Consider the following 23,328-nt stretch of genomic DNA (forward strand, 5'->3'; position numbering starts at 1 on the left):
CCTCAGTAAGGTAGATAAATGGCACCAAGGCAACAGGCTTGCGTTGCGCCCGTCACGGCGGGTACGTTGCCTGGTTGGTGATTGAGGGTTTGTCTGGCTAGCCAAGCAAAGGCAATGGCTTCCATATCGTCGCAACTGATCCCGGCATCGTCAGTTTGTGCAATCGACCATTGCGGAAGTGCCTGTTGTAGCGCATGCATCAATGCTTGATTGTGCGCGCCACCGCCACACACGAAGACGCGGCCACGTTCTAATGGACGAATGGCTAATGCAATACTTTCGGCAGTCAATGCCAGCAAGGTCGCTTGCACTTGGTCTGGAGAGAGTGAAAACGCGAGCAGTTGGCGATCGAGCCAGTCAAGATTGAAGTATTCCCGCCCGGTACTTTTGGGGGCGGGACGTGAGAAGTAGGCGTCGGACAACAGGCGGTTGAGTAAGGGTTGATACGCGCAGCTGGTGGCTGCCCACTCGCCATCTTTATCATAGGCTTGATGGCGGTGACGCTGCGTCCAGGCATCCATCAACATATTCCCAGGGCCCGTATCAAAGCCATATAAAGGGCGATCGGGGCAAATCATTGATACGTTGGCAATACCGCCAATATTTACTACTGCGGTGGCTTGTTCGCTATCGGCAAAGTAATCATTGTGAAAGGCGGGCACCAAAGGGGCGCCTTGACCGCCATACGCCATGTCTTTGCGCCTAAAATCCGCGACGGTGGTAATGCCGGTTCGCGCTGCAATCACATTGGCGTCGCCAAGCTGCATGGTGAATGGATAATCACCGCTGGGTTGGTGATAGACGGTTTGACCATGACAACCGACGGCGGCGACATGCTTGGGCCGTAACGCTGCTTGTTCAAGTAAGGTATTGATAGCATTGGCATAACATTCCCCTAAACGACGATCGAGTTCACCCAAAGCTTTGACCGACATCGGATGGCCTCGGCTCAAGGTAATCACCGTGGTTTTAATATCTTGGGGAAGCGGATCGCTGTGGCGGGCGATAGACTCCACGTAACCGGCGTGAGTAAACCTTACAGCGACGACATCGATACTATCTAAGCTCGTCCCTGACATGACACCTATATAGATATCGGCGGCGGGCTGTGACATCGGGTGTTTCCTTACGTTAGTCAAACAATAAGATGGCGATGAGGTAAAACGCACTGAGTATAAACAGATTGCGATACGTGGCAAAGTGCTTGATTATGCGTCTGTGATACTGACATCTTATCAGTCGGTAAGACATGATGGTTGAGAATACCGAGCATGGTTGTCAGTGGGTTGACAAGCGTATGAAGGAGAAACAATGGGACCGGTTTGGCTGGATGTGCATGCAGAGCAGCTCGATAACGAAGAAAAAGAAATCTTGGCCCACCCGAGTGTTGGCGGCGTCATTTTATTTGCGCGCAACTATTACGATTCAGAGCAGCTTCGTGCACTAACGCAATCGATTCGTGTTGCGGCTGGGCGTGAGATCTTAATTGGCGTCGACCAAGAGGGCGGACGTGTTCAGCGATTTCGCGACGCGTTTACGCCCATCCCCGCCGCGCAGTCATATGGTGCGTTGAGCGCCAGTCCAGCGCTGGCGGAGCAGGCTGGTTGGATAATGGCAATGGAGCTGATCGCCCATGGGATTGATCTTAGCTTTGCACCTGTGCTGGATTTAGGGTTTGGGTGTGCGGCAATCAAAGACCGCGCCTTTGGCGCAACACATCAAGCTATCACCGACTATGCCGGCGCCTTTGCTAAGGGGATGCGCCTGGCGGGCATGGCCACGACAGGGAAACATTTTCCGGGACACGGCGGGGTGAAAGAAGACTCGCACTTAGTGACACCTGAGGACACGCGCGATATTTTGCACTCAGACGATTTTGCGATTTTCCAATCGTTTATTGAGCAGGGGCTCGTGGATGCGATGATGCCTGCGCATGTGATTTACCCACAACATGATGCCTTGCCTGCGAGCGGCTCGCCATACTGGCTTACCCAGATTTTGCGCCAACAGCTTGGGTTTAAAGGGATTATTTTCTCTGATGATTTAAGCATGGGCGGCGCGCATTTGTTCGGCGACGCGCCCGCGCGTGCCAAAGCGGCGCTTGATGCTGGATGTGATATGGCCTTGATATGCAATGATCGTCACAGTGCGGTGTCGGTGCTCGACGCGTTGCCGATTCAGTCGGTTCCTGCGGCTGACAGGTTGCGGGTGCGCCAAACCGTGGATTGGCAACGCTTACAGCAAGATCCGCGTTGGCAGCTAGCACAGCGTGCGATTAAACGACACGCAGCAGAGTGGCAAGCGCAACAAGCCTGAGTGAGTGCTCCAGTGTCTAAAAACCACAACAAAAAGGCAACGCGATACCGTTGCCTTTATCCTATCAATGACCAGTGCTTCATGCCGCGAGCCTTACCTCGCGATTAGCGATCCTCTCCAAAATAACTGTCGTCGTATTGAGAGCGTTGCGCGCGTTTGTTATGGCGCTTCTTGTCTTTTTTGCCGCGTGGCATATCGTCATCAAAATCGTCGTGGTGGCGAGATTTAAACTTCTCTTTTTGTTGCGAGCCGTGTTTTAACCATTGATCCCACTGTGCCATGGTGGTGTTTTCCTAACGCTTGTTGATTGTCAGTGCTATGTGTAGCCGAAGTGTTAGACACATAATATTTGCCTAACGATTCTAAGATAGCCTAAAAATTGACCGTCGACTAGTGAAATAGGCGTGAATTTAGCGATTTTTTCTGTGCCCTTATAACTGACCGGCGGATGATACTAAATCATTGATTAGGTTGCTTTTATCACTATTGGTTAGCCAGGTAAGGTAAAGAGGATGGGTCAACATATGGCCGTGGTCAATCAGGTGGAGTTGTCCATTGTCGAGATAAGGATGAACCGCTAATGACGGTAGAAACGCGACGCCACCGTGTACGAGTAAATAGTTTAATGCGAGTTGGCATGACTGGGTGTGTAACACAGGTGAACGTTGCAGGGACGCAATTTGGCTTTGCTCGAGCGAAAAGCGAGTGCCCCAATCGAGATAGATCAGGGGGAGGGTCTCGCTCGTGTCCAGCGTGAGCCCCGGTATATGGCTGACTAACTGAAGTTGGTAATCGCCTAAGTGATGCGATTGTAATCCTTCAAGCTTAGGCAGCTCTGAGGTCAACCCGGCATCAATACGTTTTTCAATCAAATGGCGTGCTAGCAACTGGGCTGGCGTCGATTCGGTACGGATCAACCAGTCTCCGTGTGCCGCACAGACGCGGTTTACCCATGCGCTGACGCCATCGAGTTCCCACAGCATCGGGGAGGCGGCTAGCGTCAGTTGCGCGCTCGCGTGGTGCATCGCACTGACGTCCTGTTGGGCGCGCTGCCAGGTTTGCAGCATGGTTTCAGCGTAAGGAAGTAATCGCTCCCCCGCATCGGTCAGACGAACATTATTGCGCTGACGAATAAACAGGGATGTATTCAGCTGCGTTTCGAGTTGTCGAATGCGAAAGCTCACAGCGGACTGGGTCAGGTAAAGGTTGTCCGCTGCACGACCGAAGTGACGTGTCTTGCTGACTTCAATAAATGTGCGCAGGAGTTGAATGTCCAATGGCGGTTTCCTTCTCGGCGATATTGGGCATTTAGGCAAAAAACCTCGATGCACGTCAAGTGAATGCGCGCGATATCAATCAGAGCATCAGATCCGCCAAGGTCAAAGGGCGTTCGGTCAAGCCAAGCCGTTGGGCTGGGGTGAGATGCGCGCGGTCTTGCCAACATAAGTTGTGCCATGCGCGATAGATATCAAGCAAGGGTAGCAGTCCACCCGGGCGCAGTCGGCGTCTCGGCTCATTGACCAACAGTGAAAACTGCTGGTGGAAGTGCTGTTGATATTTTTTCAACGCATCACAGCTTGCATGGGTTAACCAATAGGCCTCTTGACCTTTGTTTTGGCCATGATCGCAGATCGCCTTAGCGCCGTCGCCACGGCGAGTAAAGGCCCAACGGTCACGCCACCAGCTTAGCAAAACGATATCAATTTTTTCTGGCTCTGATCCGGGCTGCCAACCGGCATCTTGCTCGACGTATACATGGCTGACGCGCTTATCGCGAATATCGGCCTCAAAAACGGAGAGGCAAGCGGAGCGCAATAAGGGCTCTTGTGGCGAAAACACCACAATTTGCTGCCAATGTTCGATTAACGGCTTGAGGTTGAGGTAGTGTGCATACGTGGTGTATTGAGGGCGGATCAGCGTGCCGCGATTAGGATAAATAAAATGCAGTGGCTGCGTATAGGGATCTTCGACATTCGAGCGGGCAAAGACATCGCGGTATTTGGCATCAACCCGACCCAATAATCCCTCTGGCCGTGGCACTGTTTCTTGCGGCTGACCCGCACTGTGCGTCGACATAAACCGACAATCAGGTTGGTAAGGGTCATGGTGTGTGGTCAAGTGGTGATGGTCATCCGCATGATAATTCACATCTTGCTGCAGCACGTAGCCACTATGCGCTTCACCCGTTGCTAGCCATTGCACGCCATTGTCGCTCTTGGGCTGCAACGCGGTGTGGACACTGGCTAGGTGACCGGTTGAGGTATCAGCTAAAAACCGACTATCGTAAGCGGCAAGCTTTTGTCGGCATCGTGCGGCTATTTGGTTAAGATGATCGTAGAAGGTTTTCGGATTCAGCGACAGCCGCCGGCAGATGTCACGCACTGTGTGGCCAGTAAAAAGAAAGGCCAACAGCTTTTGCTGTAACTCACTTTTTTTGTTGATCCCAGACCAGCGATCGACAAAGGTACTTTGGCAGCTTTTGCACCGATAACGCTGACGATCGCCACTATAGCCGAACGCATGATAACAATGCCGATGCGTGAGCACGGGTTTGCCTAAATGCTCACACTCTGGATTGGTACAGGCACACAAGCCATCGGCATGAAGTTGGCGCTGAGTAATTAGCTCAGCGTGAACATCATGGTTATTTAACAGTGGAGGAAACGCGCCACACTCACGGCACACCAAGGTTGGTCGTGCTGGATTGGTGTGCTGAACCAAGTAATCTTGCTCATCCTTTGACCCAAAATTCGGGCAGGTGAGGGTTTTACAGAAGTTCAGCTGTAAATCACCGGCCGCGAGGGGCAGTTTACCGCTAGACACGTTTCCTCCGACCAACACTTACAGGTTGATTGCGGTTTCTAGCGAAACAGTCATCATCTCGTTAAATGATTTTTGACGTTCATCTGAGCTAAGTGCTTCACCGCGAATAATATGATCAGACACAGTCAGGATGGTCAGTGCACGAGCGCCCAGCTCTGCAGCGACACCATAGATACCGGCCGCTTCCATATCCACCGCCAGAATACCTAGGTTATCCATTTTGTTGAACAAATCAGCTTCTGGGCTGTAGAACAGATCGGCAGAGAAGATGTTCCCGACACGCACGGCAACATTCTGCTTACGTGCTTCACCGACTGCTGTTTCAAGCAGGTGGTAGTCTGAGATAGCCGCAAAGTCGTGACCCGCAAAGCGTGTACGGTTGACTTTCGCATCCGTGGACGCACCTTGTGCAATGATGACATCCATCAGTTTGACATCGTCTTTAACCGCACCGCAGCTACCGACGCGGATCACGTTTTTAACACCGTAATCTTTGATCAACTCATGCACGTAGATTGAGCAAGATGGGATCCCCATGCCGTGACCCATGACAGACACTTTTTTGCCTTTGTAGGTACCGGTGTAGCCGAACATGTTACGCACGTCGGTTACGCGCTCCGCGTTCTCGAGAAAGTTTTCGGCAATGTACTGCGCACGCAGCGGATCACCAGGCATGAGGACAGTTTCAGCAAATGCGCCGTCTACAGCATTAATATGTGGGGTAGCCATAGTGTGCTCCAATTATCTTTAGTTAAGAGAAAAAGCGTTCGATCACGGCTTGGTAAGCCATGCCGCCAAGGTAGATACCAACAATGCCCATGATCCCAGAAATGACCGGGGGAGCAGGCAATGGTAACTTGATCGCGCTGAAGAAAAAGCCAACGATGGCACCAGCGACGACCGCAAGTAAAATTTCGTTCATTATAACCCTCAAACATCTAGTTAGGTGCAGTCCAGCTCAAATCGGTACCTAAATTGCGACAGTCATAGCTGTCTTTATTGTCTTTTAAGTGGTTCCGCATGAGATGGGCCCAGTGTATGTAACCCGTGCGCATTTACGCGCGATCCTGATCACAACTATCCCCATATTAGCGCGTAAAACCCTTAATGATTACTAAATATGTTGATAGTGTCGATGCAATCGCTTGCGTTTTGCGCAAGTCGCGCGGTTTTTTCGTTTCTATAACGCGTGCTGGTGACGCATTGTCCGCATGTCGTCGACTCAATTGCGGTTTTTTTGCGCAAGATCAAAACAGTTTTGGTAAGCGTCGTTGGTATGCTTGAATGCAAGACATGATGACTGGTTTGTGCGTGCAAAACCTATCGTCTCATGCCATGCGCTTGATCAATAACATTATAAATATGAATAATTCTCACTTCTATTCGTGACTTAATTATTCAACTGCGTTAGCATTCCTCCACCGATTTTTACGAGGAAAGGGCTATGCAAGCTTTTCGTTCATTTTTTCAATTTATTTTTCTTACTGTTTCCTTAGTGCTAAGCGGCCATGCTGCGGCGAAAACAATCACCCATGCGATGGGCACGGTTGAAATCGACGGCGTACCACAACGCGTCGTTGTCTTGGGGCAAGGCAGTTTAGATGTACTCGATCGTCTTGGCGTTGAGCCTGTTGGCGTGGTGAAGTCCTTAATGCCGGATTATCTCGCTAAAACCTATCAAGACGATAAATATGTTGCGGTCGGGACGGTGAAAGAGCCTGACTATGAAGCCATTTTTACCGCAAAGCCTGATTTGATCATTGCGGAAGCGCGTATGGCATCGCTCATGGGCGAGTTAGAGGAAATTGCGCCGACTATCATGTTTAAAGCCGACTACGAGCACTATTGGCAAAGTGTGCAAGCCAACTGGCGCATGCTTGGCGAAGTGTTTAATAAGCAAGATAAAGTCGACGCGATCATTGAGCAAATGAGCAGCAAAATTGCGCAGACGCATGAGAAAGCGGTGGCGGACAACTTTAACGCGCTGATGGTCATGAGTAACGGTAGTAAAGTGGCGATGTTTGGCGAGAATAGTCGTTTTGGTATGGTGTTTGATGAGCTAGGCTTAAAGCCAGCGACAAGCGACGATGTGGAAGTCGCCGGCTCACACGGTAACTTGATTTCATTCGAATATATTGCCGACGCCAACCCAGATGTCTTATTAGTCCTTGATCGTGAGCAGGCGATTGGGGAAGGTGAAGGCAAGGCGAAAGCGCGTTTTGACAATCCTTTGGTCAATAAAACGCAAGCTCACCAACAGCAACGTATCAGCTATCTCGACCCAACCGCTTGGTACATCACTATGGCTGGCATGACGGCGATGGATAAGATGATTGATGATGTAAACCGCGTGCTTTAATCATCATACGACAAACAAGCAGACCCAGGCTGGACCTGGGTCTTTGTGGTTCTAGACCTCAACGGTAGTGATTCTGTGAAGTATCTTTCTATTCCTGTCCTTGTGGTGTTGGCGATCTTGTCGATATCCATTGGTGTGGCGCATGTGTCCCTCGCGAGCTTATGGGCGGGCGACCCAGAAGCGTGGACGATTTTTACCACCAGCCGTATTCCTCGTTTACTGGCTATTTGTCTGGCTGGTGCGGGCTTAAGTGTGGCTGGACTCATCATGCAGCAGATATGCCAAAACCGCTTTGCCGCGCCTGATACCACGGGCACCATTGATTGTGCGCTGCTGGGTTATGTACTGACGTTGGTTATGTTTGGGGGGGCCAGCCAATGGCTGGATCTGTCCGTTATTGTGGGAATGGCAATGGCCGGCACCTGGTTGTTCGTCCACTTTCTCCAACGTCTGAAGTTTAAGAATACCGTGCTGGTTCCCTTGATAGGGATCATGTACGGCAATGTGGTCTCTTCGCTGACCCAGTTTTTAGCTTATAAGTACGATCTGATTCAAACCTTGCAAGCGTGGACGGTCGCCAACTTTTCGTCGGTGCTGGCGGGAAATTACGAAGTGCTTTTTGTGGCTATTCCAGTATGTGGTATCGCCTATGCGTATGCCAGCCAATTCAGCGCCGCCAGTATTGGTGAAAGCTTTGCCAAAAACATCGGCCTTGATTATCAAAAGGTGGTGCTATTTGGTGTCATGGTGGTTGCGTTGTTGTCTTCCACTGTGGTGATGATTGTCGGCGTTATCCCTTTCCTTGGCTTAATTGTGCCTAATGTTGTCTCGCTTTTTATGGGCGATAACATTAAACGTAACCTACCTTGGACAGCCTTTTGGGGCGTGGTGTTGGTGCTGAGCTGCGACATTCTGGGCCGCGTCATTATCTTCCCCTATGAAGTCCCGATCGCGATGATTATTTCTATCTTAGGCGGTGCGGTGTTTATCTATCTGGTGATGAGGGACAAAGCCAATGCGTGATGGTATCAAGCTCTCTCTTGTCGCAATGGGTGTGGTGCTCGTAGCCGGGTACTTTTTAGGGCATGGATTAACGGCGGATAATTACGCGTATTTTCTTTCACGACGAACCCCTAAGGTCTTAGCTATTACGCTCGCTGCCGTGGCGATCTCGGCTTCTTCGCTGGTGTTTCAAACCATCACCAACAATCGGATTTTGACGCCTTCGATTCTGGGCTTCGATAGTTTATACGTCCTTTTGCAAACCGTTTTATTGGTGGTATTCGGCTCAAGTAGCGTATTGCTGATCAATGCTTACGCGAACTTTACCGCCAGTGTGGTGCTAATGACGATCAGCGCGACTGTGTTGTTCACACTTTACTTTCGTCGCCATCGCGCCAACATCTACACCCTGCTGTTGATTGGTATCGTGCTAGGTAGCGTATTTGGCAGTATCAGTCAGTTTTTTACCTTGTTGGTTGACCCGAGTGAGTTCGCTGTATTGCAAGATGCGATGTTCGCCAGTTTCAATAATGCCAACCGTGAACTGGTCTATGTCAGTGTGCCGGTACTCGCTGCCTGTTTGCTGGTGCTCTATCGATTGAGCAATCAGCTTGATGTGTGCTTGTTGGGTGAGGATAACGCGACCAGCCTTGGCATCGATACACGTCGACTCACCCTAAAGGTAATGATGGTGATTGCGGTGATGATTGCCTTATCAACCGCTTTGGTCGGGCCGGTGCTCTTTTTTGGTTTGATTGTGGTGAGCCTTGCGCGGCAAATGTTTGTCAGTTATCAGCATCGATTTTTAATTGTGGCCACGAGTGTGTTGGCCGCATTTTTGTTGTTAAGTGGCCAGTATGTTGTCGAGCAATGGTTTGGGTTTGAGACCACGGTGAGTGTGATCATTAACTTTGTCGGTGGGGCTTACTTTTTGTATCTCCTGACGAAAAACAAGTTTTAACATTATGATTGAATTAATTGGATTATCGAAAGCTTACGGCCAAACACAGGTGGTAAATCAAGCCAGTGCTCTGTTTCCCCTCGGTAAAGTGACCGCTATCATCGGCCCTAACGGGGCGGGGAAAAGTACGCTGCTGTCGATGGCGAGCCGGCTGACAGACAGTGATGCGGGTGAAGTCTTGATTGGCGATAAACCGCTCAGCGAATGGAGCAATGAGGCATTAGCAAAAAGGCTGGCCGTGTTGCGTCAAGCAAACAACGTCAATATGCGCTTCCGGGTGCGTGAACTGGTGGCGTTTGGACGCTTTCCCCATTCCAAAGGGCGGCTATCCGAACAAGACAATGCCATGATTGACGATGCGTTAGCGCAGCTGGGGCTAACAGAGTTGCAAGATCGCTTTATTGATCAGCTCAGTGGTGGCCAACGGCAAATGGCATTCATTGCCATGGTGGTCGCGCAAAACACTGACTATGTTTTCCTCGACGAGCCACTCAACAATCTCGATATTCGTCATTCTGTGGCGATCATGAAAACGGTACGAGAGTTGGCACACCGATACAACAAGGCGGTCGTGGTCGTGATGCACGATATTAATTTTAGTGCGTGTTATGCCGATAACATGATTGCGATGAAAGCGGGTGAGGTTGTTGCCAGTGGTCGAGTAAAAGATGTTGTGACTAAACCCATCATGGAGCAGGTTTACGAGATTGATTTTGAAGTGGAGGAGATAAACGGGCAGCGCATTTGTCTGTATTATGGCGTCGCGACGACGTCCCCGTCGATGGCCGCCATCGAGTCCTAACTTTCTCGGCGACTAGCCGCCACTCGAGGCTGGTCGCCTGTGTCATCTCGCCGCCACGCCTCATATAATGACGGCGTTCAGGCGTCATTGAGCGCTCACTTGTTGACGTCTACTGGCGGCTTTTACGGGCTCACGCGTTAGCCACCAGCTGGCCAGTGAGCCAAATGTGACCATGGCCACGCCTTGCCAAAAGGTGAGCGTCAACGAAGTCGAAAGTAACACGGCCGACAATAAGGTCGATAAGATAGGAATGAAATAGGACAAGGTGGCCAAGACCATCAAATTGCCCTTGAGAATGCCAATATTCCAAAGCCCGTAACCGCCTCCCATGGCAAGTCCAGCGAGCAGCACATAGCCGCTGATTTGCCATGATAGACTGATGGCGGGTGCGTCAGAGACGAGGTAGCCCACCCATAACGTCACCGCGGTGGCACAGAAAAACCAGGTTATCCCGTTCTTACCCTGTGCGCGCATCTTGGTGAGATTGCAGTATATCGCCCAAATAATCGCACCGCTAAACGCCAATATATAACTGACCGGATTTGATTGAATATTTGCTACGAGGTGAGACCAAGAGACGCCTTGTTTCCCTCCTACTGTCCATACCACACCCATAAAGGCGACCGCTAACGCAGGATAGAGCCAAAGACTCACCTTCTGACGGGTCAAAATAACCGAAAACAAGACGGTTAAGCACGGCCAGAGGTAGTTGATCACCCCCATTTCGATTGCTTGGGTGCGGGTATTCGCCCAAGCCAGTGATAAGGCCAAGCACAGTTCATACACCACGAATAAAACGCCGCCGATAACTAAATATTGGCGTGGAAACTCCCGGAGGTTGGGTAGACCCACAACGCCAATCAAACAGAAGGCAGCCAGGGTATAAATCGCCGCTGCGCCACCGAGTGGCCCAAGCAGTTCGGTAACATGGCGAATAAAGGCGACATTGCTGCTCCAAAGCAGGATAGCGCCGCATCCGGCCAGCGTATATCGGTTCATGAGGCAGGCGTCCAAATAAAACCTCTAAATTGCCTTTTTTATTGGGCGAGTGCAACGGCGCATGCGATGACTTGTGTCACTGTACGCCCAATGTCGTAAGCAACCTGCATACTAGGCGAGAAAGTAAAACGATAGTCGGTGATCGTCGAGCGCCGTCAGTGACTCGGCGGTGTGAGATTAGGTGTTGCAAGCAGTGTATCGAGTGGTGTTGGGTGGTCGATAAGAAACCCTTGCACGTAGTGGATGCCAATTTCTTGCACGCAGGCCAGTTTTTCTTCGTCGGAGACCCATTCCGCCACTGTTTTGTACCCCATAGTGTCACAGATGCTGACGATGGACTCCAGGATGACGCGATCGATTTTGTTTTCTCGGTCGGTGAGGTTAGCCACAAATTGACCGTCGACTTTGACCACATCCACATTGAACAGCTTTAAGTAATGAAATGAGCAGAGGCCGGCGCCAAAATCATCTAGCGCGACATGTGCGCCATATTGGCGTAGTTCGTCAATAAAGGAGACCGCTGTGTTTAAATGACTAATGAGGGCTGATTCAGTGATCTCGAAACACAATCGCTCGGCAGGGAAGACAGAGGCGCTCAATAGCTGTTTGAGTTGAGCCTGAAATTTAGGGTCACTGATTGAATTGGCTGAGAGGTTGATATTGAACCTGAGTCCTGACGCTGCCAACTCCACCGCGCGCGTATTGAGCACATAGTTCACTACCCAGCCATCGATATCACGAATGTAACCAAAGGCTTCCGCAGCAGGAATAAATTCCCCCGGATTCATAATATGGCCGTCGGTATCTATCATGCGTATTAACAGTTCATACCAGTGTTCAACCACAGGCCCTTGTGCGGGGGCGACCTGTTGACCGTAGAGCGCAAAGCGGTTTTCAGTCAGTGCCCGTGTAATTTTCCCCACCATTTGCATGTCACTGTGGCGTCCTTGTGCGGTTCCTGAGATATCGTTGTAATCCATTATCTGCCCGCGTCCCGACGACTTGGCCTCATACATCGCCACATCGGCGCGACTCATCAAATCCGAGAGCGTTAACGTCGCATCGTTCACATCCACTAACCCCACACTGGCACTGATGGCAAAAATGCGCTCGCCATAGGAGAAAGACAAGTGTTCAAGCTGTTTGATTAAGTCGGCGATCGTATGCTTCGCATCACGCATATTGCAGTGAGTGAGTAGCAACGCAAACTCATCGCCGCCCAAACGCGCCACCACATCATCACTGCGTATGTTATCGGCTAAGGCTTGTGATACCTGGCATAGTACTTCGTCACCGGCGTGATGGCCGACCGAGTCATTGATGATTTTGAAAAGGTCTAAATCGATAAAGGCTAGCACGGAAGGCGACTGACTCTCGCGGGACAAGTGATTTTCCATCAGGGTTTCAAAGGCACGGCGATTGGGTAGCTGCGTGAGCGAATCATGATTGGCGTTGTAGTCTAACTGTGCCATCAGCGCATGCTCATCCGATACGTCTCGCAGCACAAACACATACCCGTGTTCACCGTTTTGGTTATTGTTCAGCGGAGACACAGCCACCGATACATACACACGCTTACCATTGGCTAGCACTAATTGATAGGCATCTTGTATTTGTGTTTCAAAAAAGGTCTCTGTCTGTTGATTGCTAAAGCTAGAAAGCAGCACCTGTTGTTGGTTTTTATACAGCTCGAAAACGGTGTCTACAGGTTGGCCGAGTGGTAGCACGCTATCATTGGCAACAAGCCACTGCGCGGTGTTGTTGAGGTAGGCCAAGTTGCCCTGATCGTCGATGGTAATCACCGCATCGTTGATAGAGTTCATCACCACATCAAGCTGTTCACGCTCTTGGGCCAGTGCGTGGTTAAGCTCGTTGATTTCGGTATTGTCCCAATTGGCACCGATCATCCTTACGGTGTTGCCATTATCATCTATCTGTAAGCTGGCGAGGGCACGGAGGTAGCGAATGCGTCCTTGGCTATCAATGATACGAAATTGGGTATCCAGGCGTTGATGATGCTTGAGGGCATGCTTAAGTGTTTGGTTGATGGTCTCTGCATCATCGGGATGAAGCCGTTGCTGCCAGCTGGCGAGTGTTTCACGGCCTTCGGCCTCGGGGACATCGTAGAGGCGGTACATTTGTGCGTCCCATTCTAGTCTGTCTTCATTAACGTGATACTCCCAAATACCAATATTGGCGGCTTTTGTCGCGGCTTCTAGGCGGCGGCGTAAGGTGTCTGTTTGCCGGTTAGTCAGATACTGCTCCGTGATGTCAATCACGGTACTCAAGACGGTTTCGGCTTCTTCCCCCGTTTGCCGTGCCGACGATTGACGCAGATAGCGATAGGCATTCGCATCATTTTTAAACCGGAATACCTCCACCATCCTATCGGTGTGTTTGTCGACCAGCAGGCGCATAGATTGCTCCCAGGCGGCGCGATCATCTGGATGTATGCGACTGATCCAGTCTTGGTAGGTGCGTATCTGTTTGGCATTGATGCCGAGCAAAGGCGCTGACCACCCAGAAAACAAGAGTGCGCCCGTATCAACGTTGAGCTCAAAGACGGCAAGTTTGTTGATATCGAGGGCAAAACGCCAACGCTCAAGCCAACGTTTTTGTTCCCGCTGTGCTGCTTTGAGGGCGTTAATATCTTCGACTTGGCTGATTAAGTGAGTGACATGCTCAGCGTGTTTATCCCGCACCGCGGTGACGGAGAGGCGTCCCCATACTATCTCCCCATCCACGCGCACAAAGCGTTTTTCCAATCGCTTATTGTCAGAATGGCCCATGATCAGATCATTAAAATAATCCCTCAGCGACGATTGGTCTTGTTCTCGTGTGAACAAAGACACATGCGAGCCGAGTAGCACGTGGCGCTCACAGCCAAAAAACTGCGACAAACTGGCATTGGCATCTTGGATAATACCTCTGGGATCAAGTATCGCCATCCCAATCAATGAGTTATGCATGGCTTGTGTGAGCAGCGAGTGCTGCTCAATGTGGTGCCGCTGATGACGGCGATAGCTATATGCCAGCTGTGTCATCACCACGCCGGTGCCCATGGCCGCGGCTGCCATTGCCATCCGAGACAGTGAAGCCTTTTGGTCCGCGCTCACTTGAAATGTGAGTGCGCCAAGGGCAGACAAAATGTCAAAGCTAAAGAGTGTCAGTGCGATGCAGCCTAAGCCAATCAAGCGGTTTTGCAACGTTGCGGCCAATACAAATAGGGCAGTCAGTACTAAAAACGGGTGAGGGGAAAGAGTCAGTAAGAGGATGATAACAAGGAATGCACCTACAAATAGGGTGATCAAAGAGGTCCCAAATGTGCCTTGCCTTGTTAATGGCTCATCAAATCCATGGTTGAGATGCTTTTTAATAACTAGCAATAAAGGGAATAAGGCGACAAAACCGACAAACTCACTAATAAACCAGCGAAGTAAAAGATAATCGAAGGGTTGGTTGGTGCCCGCTGATTGAACGCTGGCGCCAAATATCGCACCCACTAGCGGACTCAAAAAGAGAGTGGGAGCGAGTCCTCGGATGAAAGGCCACATACTCTCGAGGGGATCACCGTAACGTTTACGCACTAAACGATAAGCTCCAAAACCGATGCTTGCCGTCGCGGTGTTGACGGCGGCCATACTGGCACTGAGCGACGCGGAAATCCCCATGAGTGTGTCTGCACAGTAAACACCAACAAAAAAACCGACGGCGGCGAAGAGTCTCGCGTAACGAGGAAAACAGCTAAACCCGAATGCGCCGGCCGCTGAGACATACCAGATTACGGCAAACTCTTCGCTTTCAGGAATGACAGCTAAAGAAAAGCACACCAGCGAGAAGCTAGTTGTCATCAATACCAAAAAGGCGTGAATCGCCTGACGCACTCGTTGACCGCGGAGCATGGCTCTCCCATTACTTACAATGACCTAGCCGTAGCTTAGCGCATTTTTCCTAAGAATTAACGACGTTTATTGCGTTTCCGCTATTTGTGCCGGTGCTGATTTATGTAATTGCCAATGACAACCATGGCTACGTCCCCACGCATAATCAGCGCTTTTGCCAGCCTCTCACCGGCGATTATGCGCAAGATATCACCGGAAACCGGACTAAACGCTTATTTGATGACCGAACAGGTAGGCGTTGCGGTCAACATACTGATACCATGTTGCTGCAGACCTACAAGCGCGATACCGGTGAGGTAATGCATGATCTCTCTGTCCCTCTTTTCGTTGCAGGTCAACATTGGGGCGCAGTGAGAATGGGGTATTATCCACCGGTATCGGCGGATTAAGCGAAAAGGAGTAGCAATGAATCCAGTTGCGATTGTAACCGGGGCAAGTGGCGGCATTGGCCGTGAGACGGCAAAACTATTGGCACAGCGTGGCTATGCCATTTGCATCAATTATCTGAGCAACAGTGAATCTGCTTTTGCGCTTGTTGATGAACTTCAAGCGATTGGTGTCAATGCCATTGCGGTTCAGGCGGATGTGTCGAGCGAAGAGGGCGTGAAGCGCTTATTTAGCGAAGCAGACAACCGTTTGGGAAATATCACTGCACTGGTTAACAACGCGGGGATCATGTTGCCACAGTCGGCGGTGAGCAGTATGGATGCCGAGCGGATCAACGCGATGTTCCAAGCGAATGTCACCAGTGCCTTTTTGTGTTGCCGCGAAGCGGTACACCGCATGGCGCAGTCCCGCGGCGGGAACGGTGGCGCGATTGTCAACGTATCTTCCGCAGCGGTAAAAACCGGATCGCCCAATGAATATGTTGACTACGCAGCCACCAAAGCTGCCCTTGATACTTTGACCATGGGGCTCGCTAAAGAAGTGGGGCGTGAAGGTATTCGTGTGAATGCGGTACGGCCAGGACCCATCGATACGGATATGCATGCCGCAGGCGGTGAGCCGGATCGTGTCGCCCGCGTAGCGGATAACATTCCACTCGGGCGTGGTGGCTCTACCCTTGAAGTGGCCGAAATGATTGCTTGGTTATTATCTGATAATGCCTCGTACTCGACAGGCAGCTTATTTGATGTGGCGGGGGGGATGTAACCGCGTTTTTTCATCAATTTGTAAGTAACTTGGGTTTTCCTCTGTCTATGATTAATAAGGAGGAGAAAGCCAATGGTTGAGAACATAATACCCAGTTTGGCGACCTTACCGTCACTGGGTTTATTTTTTGTGATTATATTTGCTTCGTATGTCTTTGAAGATGGTGCGATCGCGCTGGCCGCTTTTGTTGCTGTTCAAGCGGTATTAGCCTGGCCTATGGCGTTACTGGCTATCTTTATTGGTATTGCCAGTGGTGATATCGCGCTATTCTTACTGGGCCGGTACGCGCGACGCTACCGGCGTTTACGTGCCCGTCTGTTAATGCTAAAAGGCGTCCGTGACGCGCGCCACTTGTTGCGTCGGCATGCTTTTTTAAACCTGTTTCTTATACGCTTTATTCCCGGGCTTAGAACGGTCACCTACAGCCTCAGTGGGTTTCTTTTTATCCCGTTTCGTACGTTTTTATTGTCCGTGGGGATTGCCACCGCCTGTTGGACAGGCGTGATCTTTTGGGGGGCATTCACCATTGAGCACAGTGAATGGCTAGCAGAGAAACAGCTCACTGGGTGGGCCTTTGCTATTGCGGTTATCGCGTTGGTGCTGATGAATCGTTTTCTTCGTCGTCGCGCATTGTTAACCCCCGCAAAAGGTTCGGTATGACAAAGCCCTCGATGATGCTCATCGGTCAAGCTGGCATGCCCAATTACCCTGTTTCACGGCCGTTGGGCTGGTTTGAGTTTCTGCCGGCGTGGTGTTTCTACACGCCCGTCGTGGTTCAATCAATCGGGCTTGGCCTCTACTATCGCAGTTTGACATTGCCATTGATTGCCAACCCAGGGATCTCCCTTTCTGGAATGGTGGGTGAGGCTAAATCAGAGGTGTTTGCTCAAGCGGGCGACACGGCGCAACGATACATCGCTGCCTATTGGCGATGGACGCGGCCCAATGCCATCACCCCCAGCATTAAAAAAACGCTACTTGCCGAACTTGCGAAGGCCGGTATCACTATGCCGCTGGTGGCTAAGCCGGACAAAGGCTGTCGAGGGGCTGGTGTTCAGCGCATTGATACGGAAAAAAAGCTCTTCGCCTATATCCGCACATTTCCACCCGACAGAGACATTATTTTCCAAGCATTGGCACCTTTCGACGCGGAAGCGGGGGTTTTCTATATTCGCTATCCCGGCGAGGAAAGGGGGCAAATATTTTCCCTCGGGTTGAAATACTTGCCCGCTGTGATCGGTGATGGTAAGCGCACCTTAGCCGCGCTTATCCAACACCATGATGCCGCTTCTGTGCGTGGCCATCTTTATCATCATCGTCACCTCCATCGGCTTGAAGAGGTCATTCCGGCCGGTACACGCATTCCGTTAGCCTTTTCGGGCAGTCATTGTCGTGGTGCCATTTTCAAAAATGGTTCGGCTTGGATCACCCCAGCGCTCACAGAGACAATCGATACCATTGCGAAAGATATTGATGGCTTTTATTTCGGCCGCTTTGATATCAAGTTTCGCGATATTGCGTCGTTACAACAAGGAAAGGGGCTGTGTATTGTCGAGGTCAACGGGGCGAGCAGCGAGCCAGCGCATATTTGGGATAGTGAAGGGGGGTATTTTCAGGCCATCAGAGCACTTCTGCACCAATATCGGCATTTGTACCATATTGGCGCATGCTTGCGATTGCGGGGGCACCAACCACCTTCTGTGTTTGCTTTGCTACGCGCCTGGTATCAAGAAAGGCGCTGGATGAAGCAATACCCAGGAACGGACTAAAACGGCATGACATCTGCTTGTATGAAGATGATGGCGCCAAATTGCCGTAATATGTACTAAGGTGAGGGTATGCATTCGAGTCTAACCAAAGCAGATAGTGCGATTATTCGTGGTAACCTGGATGTGGCTTATCAGGCACAGCAGCTACTAGCGAGTGTCACGAACGAAGCTTATAGCCGTATGCAGGCTGATGGGTTTACCAGCACCATTGGCCAACATATGCGTCATGCGCTTGATATGTATTGGGCCTTACACCAAGGAGAGGGCAGTGGCGTCATGGATGCAGATGAACGCCGGCGAGGCCATCGTGTAGAAACCGATAAATCCCTTGCCCAAGCTGAATGGCAAGCCATAGCCAGCTGGTTGCACACGCTGTCTGATCAACAACTCAAGCAGTCTATAAACGTATCGACACAAGTCACCTTATATACCTCCAACACAGTGACGACCCCCTCAACCATAATGCGTGAATTGATTGCAGTGGCCAGTCATGCCACTCACCATTTTGCTATGATGCGCACAGCAGCCCACGATCTGGGCGAAGTGTTGGATAAAGAGATTGGCATCGCCGCCGCGACAGCAAGTTATCAGCGAGAGCAACATCAATGTGCACGCTGACATGGTTAACCTCGGAGCAAGGGTTTGAGCTGTGTTTTAACCGTGATGAGGCACGAGGTCGAAGCCGTGCAATACCGCCGAAAATTTATCAAATCGCGGGGACACGCGTGCTCATGCCGATTGATCCTGATGGGATGGGAACCTGGATAGCGGCGAATGAGCATGGACTATTGGTCTGTTTGTTAAATGATTATCAAGGTCAGTCGTCTGTTGTGCCCAAGCGCAGTCGGGGTCAGCTGGTTAAATCCGTGGCCCGAGCACGTGACTTAACCCAAGTTGGGCACATCGTCTCTGCGCATACAATGACGGATTTCTCACCGTTTAACTTGCTGGTGTTTCGTTCCGCTTCGCCAATTGGAACGCCACCTGGGTGCCCGGTCCCAAAGGCGTGGCACTGGGATGGGCAAACCTTACAGCGTATTGAGTGTGTGCCACCTGTCGTGTCGTCTGCGGTGGTACCGGATGATGCGCGTCGAACCCGCTCAGCGCTATTGGCATCAAGCCTGCACGCGAGCCCTTCCGTGCACGACTTAATCCAGTATCATCGTAGCCACGAACCTGTATTAGGTAGCTTATCTGTTTGTATGCACCGAGATGACGCGAGCACGGTGAGCTTCACCCATATTCGCGTCAGCTCGGCGACGACCAGCATGTACTATTACGATGGTGCACCGTGTCGGGTTAGCAGGCCATTGGTCACGCACTTACCGCTGGTGACCGATAACATTACGCCGTTAAAAGCCAACACTGGTTCCGACACTGACTGAACTGGTTTCTGCGTCGCCTCTATCAGCATAGGTTAATTCAAACGCCATTTTAGGGCCAACGGTGGGCTGTAATTCAAATCCCACAGTGCCTGTGGCGCCCCAGCCAATATCTTTATCTGTGCCGAACTCAGTTTGATAGTAGTTGCCGCCACCGCGTAGGTAGATATTGCCCATTGACATGGGAAAGTTAACTTGTAATCCAACCGGAATATAGGATGAAGTCAGCTTGGTTTCGGTGCCATTCTCATTGTCAAAGTCAGCGCTGGTTTCGCCATATCCGGTATATAAGCTCGTATAATCTGTCACGCGTAAGGTGCCATTGACTTCCCAAGTGTGACCTGTCTCCGTTTGAGAGCCGTATTTTACGTCGGTGACACTTGCGCTAGCACCGATACTGAGCGGGGAGGTTTGCGCTTGTGCGGTTGTGGCCAGCAACATGCCAGCACACAGTGTGGCGAGCGATAAATGTTTGGTCATAGTAACTATCCTTTTTGACCGAGCGTGCAATTGACATCATAGGTTCAGTATAAGAAGTTAGCGGCGCGCGTACACTAAGCTTGAGCGATATTTGTGCTTTAACGCTGTCTGGTGACAAAGAATCATCAGGATCGATTTTAAGTCTTGATGAGCAGTGCTATTGTATTGTCCCTTGTCTTTCAGCATGAATGCATGCGTGTTTGTTTCTCAAAGGGCCCTATAAATGAAATTTGCTGTTCTCAATCAAGCGATCTACGACCACCTTTACCGTGATATTGAAGCCTTTCGCACCACCTTTGATCTGCCCTGCAATGATCCAGATTCTCTCGATGACAAGGCCGATGATTTGCACACGGCGTTGGCGGTAGAAGAGATGACAGAGCTTGCGGAAGCCGACTCGCTGGTTGAGCAAGTGGACGCTATTGTTGATAGTGTCTACGTGCTGATGGGGCGCGCTGTTCAAATGGGGTCGCGTGGCTATCGGGAACAACTCGAAGTGAGCTACATGATTGATATCTTGCTTCAAATCGCCTCGCGCCTAGGTGTTGATTTTGTGACCTGTTGGGATGAGGTGCACAGCAGCAATATGAGTAAAGTCTGTCGCAATCAACAAGAGTTTGCCGATACCCAAGCGTTTTACGCGCAAAAAGGGATAGACGTCGTTGCCAGCCCCAAAGAGGATGGCATCATCGCTAAATGTGCCGCCGATGTCAGTGTGGACGGCAAGCTTATCCGTGAAGGCAAGGTGATGAAATCGGTCTACTACCGTCCCGCTGACCTTGCCAAGTGTGTGATGGCCGAGTTGGCGTAGTCCTACACTTCTCGCTTGTGTAAAACGCCACCGCTGAGCGCGGTGGCGTTTTTGGTTGTGAGAAGAGAACACTGATTAGAGTGAAAGCTCTTATCGCCGTGGTCCAAGGCGCGGCTGTCATAAAAAATTGTCAAAATTGTCTTTTTATCTAGCACGTCACTCGGCCTTTTTTCTTCTATACTTTTGCACCTAACGCTGATTTAAGTCTACGTTGAGGGTTTGCGGTTGATTTAAAGTGGATGATGTCTGTTTTAGTGTAATCACTCAGGTTTCTGAGCGATGAACGCGTCGTTATCCAATGTAGGGAGAATATTGTGGAACATCCTTTTTCACTTGCAGGTAAAGTCGGCATTGTCGCCGGACTGGCCAATGAAAACAGCATTGCGTTTGGGTGTGCTCAAGCGCTGAGCCAAGCGGGTGCCGATGTGCTGGTCACTTATGGCACACCCAAGGCAGAGCGATTTGTGACCCCGCTCAAAGCGGCCATGGGCGATCCAGAACTGATGCTGTGTGATGTGCAGGACGATCAACAACTCGATGCACTATTTGCGCGTGCCAAGGAAAAATGGGGACGGGTTGATTTTGTTGTGCATTCAATTGCTTTTGCGCCTTTGGATGATTTACACGGTCGCGTGGTCGATTGCTCGCGAGAGGGGTTCTCGCTAGCGATGGATATTTCTTGTCACTCATTTATCCGTATGGCGAAACAGGCGGAGCCACTGATGTCTGATGGCGGCACGCTGTTTAACATGTCCTATTATGGGGCGGAGAAAGCCGTCGATAATTATAACCTTATGGGGCCTGTCAAAGCGGCGCTTGAGTCAACCACCCGCTACTTGGCAGCAGAATTAGGCCCAAAAGGGATCCGGGTGCATGCTATTTCCCCCGGCCCGATCAGAACCCGTGCTGCGTCGGGGTTAAAAGAATTTGAAGCCTTGGCCGTGGATGGCGAGACGCGCTCTCCCCTTCGGCGATTGGCAACCGTACAAGATGTTGGTCATGCCGTGGTGTACCTTAGCGCCGATGCCGGTCGTGTGTTGACGGGGCTAACCCATTACGTTGATGCTGGTCATCACCTTAGGTTTTAAGCGCAACGAGGCTAATACACACTTTTTTGACTTGATCGATTATTGAGGAGCCCACCATGTCAGGGACGAATAACGAGGAAGTCATCGAGAATAAGACGTACGATGAGATTTCATTAGGCGATGAGGCGTTTTTAGAAAAGCGCCTCACCATGGAAGACATTAAGCTTTTTGCAATCATGTCGGGGGATGTTAACCCCGCTCATGTGGATGATGATTTTGCTAAGAGCAGTCGCTTTCAAGAAGTGATTGCCCATGGTATGTGGGGTGGGGCACTGATTTCTACCGTACTCGGCACAAAACTACCCGGCCCCGGCACTGTCTACCTTGGACAAACACTGGCGTTCAAAGCCCCCGTCATGCTCGGCGATGTGCTGCGCGTTGCCGTTCGTGTCGATAAAATGGACGAAAAACATCACCACATTGTGTTTGCCTGTCGCTGTGAAAACCAACGCGGTGATACCGTGATTGAAGGGGAAGCGCGCGTCCTTGCCCCCACCAAAAAAGTTCGGCGTCAACGCACCGTTTTACCTGAAGTGCGTTTATCCGAGCGCGGGCAATTGCATGCGATTTTAACCGCGGCCGATCATCCTGATCCTATGCACACCGCGGTGGTGCACCCAGTCGATGATAGCTCGATCCGCGGCGCGGTCGCATCGGCGAAACAGCAGCTCATTATTCCCACCCTCGTCGGACCTCGCGACAAAATAATGGCGGCGGCGGACAAAGCCGAGCTGGATATTCGTGACTTTGACATTGTCGATGCACCTCATAGTCATGCGGCGGCAGAAAAAGCGGTGGCCATGGCGCGTGCGGGGGAGAGTGAGGCGATAATGAAGGGCGCGCTGCATACCGACGAATTGTTACACGAAGTGGTCAAACGAGAAGGTGGGTTGAGAACTGAGCACTGCCTCAGTCATGTGATGGCCTTTGATGTGCCGACCTACCCGCGCCCGCTATTTATTACTGATGCCGCCATTAATATCTATCCAGGATTGGCTCAAAAGCGCGATATTATTCAAAATGCCATCGAACTGGCTCATGCGATTGGCAATAGTCATCCACGGGTGGCGATATTGTCGGCCGTGGAGACCATTAACCCGAAATTGAATGCGACCCTCGATGCCGCGGCACTGTGTAAAATGGCGGAACGTGGTCAAATAACGGGCGGTATCTTAGACGGACCGCTTGCGTTTGACAGTGCTGTTTCCGAGGACTCTCGCGTAACCAAAGGGATTGACTCCCCGGTTGCAGGGTGTGCGGATATTCTGGTGGCGCCCGATCTTGAGGCCGCCAATATGTTGATGAAACAATTGAGCTATCTTGCCGATGCCACCGGCGCGGGTGTGGTGGTGGGGGCGCGTGTGCCTATTATGCTCACCAGCCGTGCCGATGATGCACTAACCCGTATTGCGTCGAGCGCGCTGGCGTTGTTGCTTGCGGAGCATCAACGAAAAGCACTGAATAAGTATAAGTAGGGCGACG

The 23,328-nt window shown here is 51.0% G+C and carries 23 protein-coding genes; 14 read left to right on the forward strand and 9 right to left on the reverse strand.

Features of this window, described 5'->3' with window-relative positions:
* Positions 1-2: 2 nt before the first annotated feature.
* Positions 3-1,115, reverse strand: coding sequence for an anhydro-N-acetylmuramic acid kinase (locus C7A19_RS05015; protein ID WP_077485114.1), 1,113 nt, complete (start codon positions 1,113-1,115; stop codon positions 3-5).
* Between the two features lie 196 nt (positions 1,116-1,311).
* Between C7A19_RS05015 and nagZ the strand changes: the two genes are divergently transcribed.
* Complete coding sequence (gene nagZ / locus C7A19_RS05020; RefSeq protein WP_116644355.1) at positions 1,312-2,316, forward strand: beta-N-acetylhexosaminidase; 1,005 nt, start codon at positions 1,312-1,314, stop codon at positions 2,314-2,316.
* Between the two features lie 104 nt (positions 2,317-2,420).
* Here nagZ and C7A19_RS15530 read toward each other — a convergent pair whose 3' ends face one another.
* The 5 genes from C7A19_RS15530 to C7A19_RS05040 form a co-directional block, all read right to left on the reverse strand.
* On the reverse strand, positions 2,421-2,597 hold the full coding sequence (locus tag C7A19_RS15530; protein ID WP_155522544.1) for a hypothetical protein: 177 nt from the start codon (positions 2,595-2,597) through the stop codon (positions 2,421-2,423).
* Positions 2,598-2,747: 150 nt separating this feature from the next.
* Positions 2,748-3,593, reverse strand: a complete 846-nt coding sequence (hdfR, locus tag C7A19_RS05025; protein ID WP_069360910.1) for an HTH-type transcriptional regulator HdfR — start codon at positions 3,591-3,593, stop codon at positions 2,748-2,750.
* A gap of 79 nt (positions 3,594-3,672) precedes the next feature.
* Complete coding sequence (locus C7A19_RS05030) at positions 3,673-5,139, reverse strand: IS1 family transposase (protein WP_116644356.1); 1,467 nt, start codon at positions 5,137-5,139, stop codon at positions 3,673-3,675.
* An 18-nt stretch (positions 5,140-5,157) separates the two neighbouring features.
* The gene (deoD, locus tag C7A19_RS05035; RefSeq protein WP_116644357.1) at positions 5,158-5,868 is read right to left on the reverse strand and encodes a purine-nucleoside phosphorylase; all 711 of its coding nucleotides are present in this window, start codon (positions 5,866-5,868) and stop codon (positions 5,158-5,160) included.
* Between the two features lie 22 nt (positions 5,869-5,890).
* A complete protein-coding gene (locus tag C7A19_RS05040) occupies positions 5,891-6,061 on the reverse strand; it encodes a XapX domain-containing protein (RefSeq protein ID WP_021023774.1) in 171 nt (56 codons plus the stop codon).
* Between the two features lie 522 nt (positions 6,062-6,583).
* On the opposite strand from C7A19_RS05040, the gene C7A19_RS05045 reads away from it, so the two are divergent.
* The 4 genes from C7A19_RS05045 (at position 6,584) to C7A19_RS05060 (ending at position 10,263) form a co-directional block, all read left to right on the forward strand.
* On the forward strand, positions 6,584-7,498 hold the full coding sequence (locus C7A19_RS05045) for an ABC transporter substrate-binding protein (protein WP_077485122.1): 915 nt from the start codon (positions 6,584-6,586) through the stop codon (positions 7,496-7,498).
* A 75-nt stretch (positions 7,499-7,573) separates the two neighbouring features.
* Positions 7,574-8,521 (forward strand): iron chelate uptake ABC transporter family permease subunit, encoded by a 948-nt coding sequence (locus C7A19_RS05050; protein ID WP_116644358.1) that lies wholly within the window; start codon positions 7,574-7,576, stop codon positions 8,519-8,521.
* Positions 8,514-9,461, forward strand: coding sequence for an iron chelate uptake ABC transporter family permease subunit (locus tag C7A19_RS05055; protein WP_116644359.1), 948 nt, complete (start codon positions 8,514-8,516; stop codon positions 9,459-9,461). Before C7A19_RS05050 ends, C7A19_RS05055 begins: the two co-directional genes overlap by 8 nt.
* Positions 9,462-9,465: 4 nt before the next feature.
* A complete protein-coding gene (locus C7A19_RS05060; RefSeq protein ID WP_116644360.1) occupies positions 9,466-10,263 on the forward strand; it encodes an ATP-binding cassette domain-containing protein in 798 nt (265 codons plus the stop codon).
* Between the two features lie 84 nt (positions 10,264-10,347).
* Here the strand turns inward: C7A19_RS05060 and yddG are convergent, their stop codons facing one another.
* Together yddG and C7A19_RS05070 are read right to left on the reverse strand one after the other, a co-directional pair.
* Positions 10,348-11,262 (reverse strand): aromatic amino acid DMT transporter YddG, encoded by a 915-nt coding sequence (gene yddG, locus C7A19_RS05065; RefSeq protein ID WP_116644361.1) that lies wholly within the window; start codon positions 11,260-11,262, stop codon positions 10,348-10,350.
* Between the two features lie 155 nt (positions 11,263-11,417).
* Positions 11,418-15,164: an EAL domain-containing protein gene (locus tag C7A19_RS05070; RefSeq protein ID WP_116644362.1), complete on the reverse strand. Its 3,747-nt coding sequence runs from the start codon at positions 15,162-15,164 to the stop codon at positions 11,418-11,420.
* Positions 15,165-15,256: 92 nt separating this feature from the next.
* Here C7A19_RS05070 and C7A19_RS05075 point away from each other — a divergent pair, with 92 nt between their 5' ends.
* The 6 genes from C7A19_RS05075 (at position 15,257) to C7A19_RS05100 (ending at position 19,470) form a co-directional block, all read left to right on the forward strand.
* On the forward strand, positions 15,257-15,553 hold the full coding sequence (locus C7A19_RS05075; RefSeq protein ID WP_155522545.1) for a hypothetical protein: 297 nt from the start codon (positions 15,257-15,259) through the stop codon (positions 15,551-15,553).
* A gap of 16 nt (positions 15,554-15,569) precedes the next feature.
* On the forward strand, positions 15,570-16,316 hold the full coding sequence (locus tag C7A19_RS05080; protein WP_069360920.1) for an SDR family oxidoreductase: 747 nt from the start codon (positions 15,570-15,572) through the stop codon (positions 16,314-16,316).
* A 72-nt stretch (positions 16,317-16,388) separates the two neighbouring features.
* Positions 16,389-16,976 (forward strand): VTT domain-containing protein, encoded by a 588-nt coding sequence (locus C7A19_RS05085; protein ID WP_069360921.1) that lies wholly within the window; start codon positions 16,389-16,391, stop codon positions 16,974-16,976.
* Positions 16,973-18,085 (forward strand): D-alanine--D-alanine ligase, encoded by a 1,113-nt coding sequence (locus C7A19_RS05090; RefSeq protein WP_116644364.1) that lies wholly within the window; start codon positions 16,973-16,975, stop codon positions 18,083-18,085. The genes C7A19_RS05085 and C7A19_RS05090 overlap by 4 nt, the downstream gene beginning before the upstream one ends.
* Positions 18,086-18,154: 69 nt before the next feature.
* Positions 18,155-18,703 carry a DinB family protein gene (locus C7A19_RS05095; protein ID WP_116644365.1) on the forward strand — a complete coding sequence of 183 codons (549 nt, stop codon included), beginning with the start codon at positions 18,155-18,157 and terminating at the stop codon, positions 18,701-18,703.
* A complete protein-coding gene (locus C7A19_RS05100) occupies positions 18,691-19,470 on the forward strand; it encodes an NRDE family protein (protein ID WP_116644366.1) in 780 nt (259 codons plus the stop codon). The genes C7A19_RS05095 and C7A19_RS05100 overlap by 13 nt, the downstream gene beginning before the upstream one ends.
* Here C7A19_RS05100 and C7A19_RS05105 read toward each other — a convergent pair.
* Positions 19,438-19,947 (reverse strand): outer membrane beta-barrel protein, encoded by a 510-nt coding sequence (locus tag C7A19_RS05105; protein ID WP_069360925.1) that lies wholly within the window; start codon positions 19,945-19,947, stop codon positions 19,438-19,440. The two genes, C7A19_RS05100 and C7A19_RS05105, sit on opposite strands and share 33 nt — an antisense overlap.
* 223 nt (positions 19,948-20,170) lie before the next feature.
* Between C7A19_RS05105 and C7A19_RS05110 the strand changes: the two genes are divergently transcribed.
* The 3 genes from C7A19_RS05110 to C7A19_RS05120 all read left to right on the forward strand — a co-directional run bounded on the left by C7A19_RS05110 (position 20,171) and on the right by C7A19_RS05120 (position 23,321).
* On the forward strand, positions 20,171-20,758 hold the full coding sequence (locus C7A19_RS05110) for a nucleoside triphosphate pyrophosphohydrolase family protein (RefSeq protein ID WP_069360926.1): 588 nt from the start codon (positions 20,171-20,173) through the stop codon (positions 20,756-20,758).
* Between the two features lie 314 nt (positions 20,759-21,072).
* Complete coding sequence (gene fabI, locus C7A19_RS05115; RefSeq protein ID WP_069360927.1) at positions 21,073-21,846, forward strand: enoyl-ACP reductase FabI; 774 nt, start codon at positions 21,073-21,075, stop codon at positions 21,844-21,846.
* Between the two features lie 56 nt (positions 21,847-21,902).
* Positions 21,903-23,321 (forward strand): bifunctional enoyl-CoA hydratase/phosphate acetyltransferase, encoded by a 1,419-nt coding sequence (locus tag C7A19_RS05120; protein ID WP_116644367.1) that lies wholly within the window; start codon positions 21,903-21,905, stop codon positions 23,319-23,321.
* Positions 23,322-23,328: the final 7 nt, after the last annotated feature.

Source organism: Salinivibrio sp. HTSP (genome assembly GCF_003390965.1).
Taxonomy (GTDB): domain Bacteria; phylum Pseudomonadota; class Gammaproteobacteria; order Enterobacterales; family Vibrionaceae; genus Salinivibrio; species Salinivibrio kushneri.

What these genes read in the sequence shown, in the direction of transcription:
- C7A19_RS05015 (WP_077485114.1), bottom strand. Translation starts at nt 1,115, where the DNA reads ATGTCACAGCCCGCCGCCGATATCTATATAGGTGTCATGTCAGGGACG.
- nagZ (WP_116644355.1), top strand. Translation starts at nt 1,312, where the DNA reads ATGGGACCGGTTTGGCTGGATGTGCATGCAGAGCAGCTCGATAACGAA.
- C7A19_RS15530 (WP_155522544.1), bottom strand. Translation starts at nt 2,597, where the DNA reads ATGGCACAGTGGGATCAATGGTTAAAACACGGCTCGCAACAAAAAGAG.
- deoD (WP_116644357.1), bottom strand. Translation starts at nt 5,868, where the DNA reads ATGGCTACCCCACATATTAATGCTGTAGACGGCGCATTTGCTGAAACT.
- C7A19_RS05040 (WP_021023774.1), bottom strand. Translation starts at nt 6,061, where the DNA reads ATGAACGAAATTTTACTTGCGGTCGTCGCTGGTGCCATCGTTGGCTTT.
- C7A19_RS05045 (WP_077485122.1), top strand. Translation starts at nt 6,584, where the DNA reads ATGCAAGCTTTTCGTTCATTTTTTCAATTTATTTTTCTTACTGTTTCC.
- C7A19_RS05055 (WP_116644359.1), top strand. Translation starts at nt 8,514, where the DNA reads ATGCGTGATGGTATCAAGCTCTCTCTTGTCGCAATGGGTGTGGTGCTC.
- C7A19_RS05060 (WP_116644360.1), top strand. Translation starts at nt 9,466, where the DNA reads ATGATTGAATTAATTGGATTATCGAAAGCTTACGGCCAAACACAGGTG.
- yddG (WP_116644361.1), bottom strand. Translation starts at nt 11,262, where the DNA reads ATGAACCGATATACGCTGGCCGGATGCGGCGCTATCCTGCTTTGGAGC.
- C7A19_RS05070 (WP_116644362.1), bottom strand. Translation starts at nt 15,164, where the DNA reads ATGCTCCGCGGTCAACGAGTGCGTCAGGCGATTCACGCCTTTTTGGTA.
- C7A19_RS05080 (WP_069360920.1), top strand. Translation starts at nt 15,570, where the DNA reads ATGAATCCAGTTGCGATTGTAACCGGGGCAAGTGGCGGCATTGGCCGT.
- C7A19_RS05085 (WP_069360921.1), top strand. Translation starts at nt 16,389, where the DNA reads ATGGTTGAGAACATAATACCCAGTTTGGCGACCTTACCGTCACTGGGT.
- C7A19_RS05090 (WP_116644364.1), top strand. Translation starts at nt 16,973, where the DNA reads ATGACAAAGCCCTCGATGATGCTCATCGGTCAAGCTGGCATGCCCAAT.
- C7A19_RS05095 (WP_116644365.1), top strand. Translation starts at nt 18,155, where the DNA reads ATGCATTCGAGTCTAACCAAAGCAGATAGTGCGATTATTCGTGGTAAC.
- C7A19_RS05100 (WP_116644366.1), top strand. Translation starts at nt 18,691, where the DNA reads ATGTGCACGCTGACATGGTTAACCTCGGAGCAAGGGTTTGAGCTGTGT.
- C7A19_RS05105 (WP_069360925.1), bottom strand. Translation starts at nt 19,947, where the DNA reads ATGACCAAACATTTATCGCTCGCCACACTGTGTGCTGGCATGTTGCTG.
- C7A19_RS05110 (WP_069360926.1), top strand. Translation starts at nt 20,171, where the DNA reads ATGAAATTTGCTGTTCTCAATCAAGCGATCTACGACCACCTTTACCGT.
- C7A19_RS05120 (WP_116644367.1), top strand. Translation starts at nt 21,903, where the DNA reads ATGTCAGGGACGAATAACGAGGAAGTCATCGAGAATAAGACGTACGAT.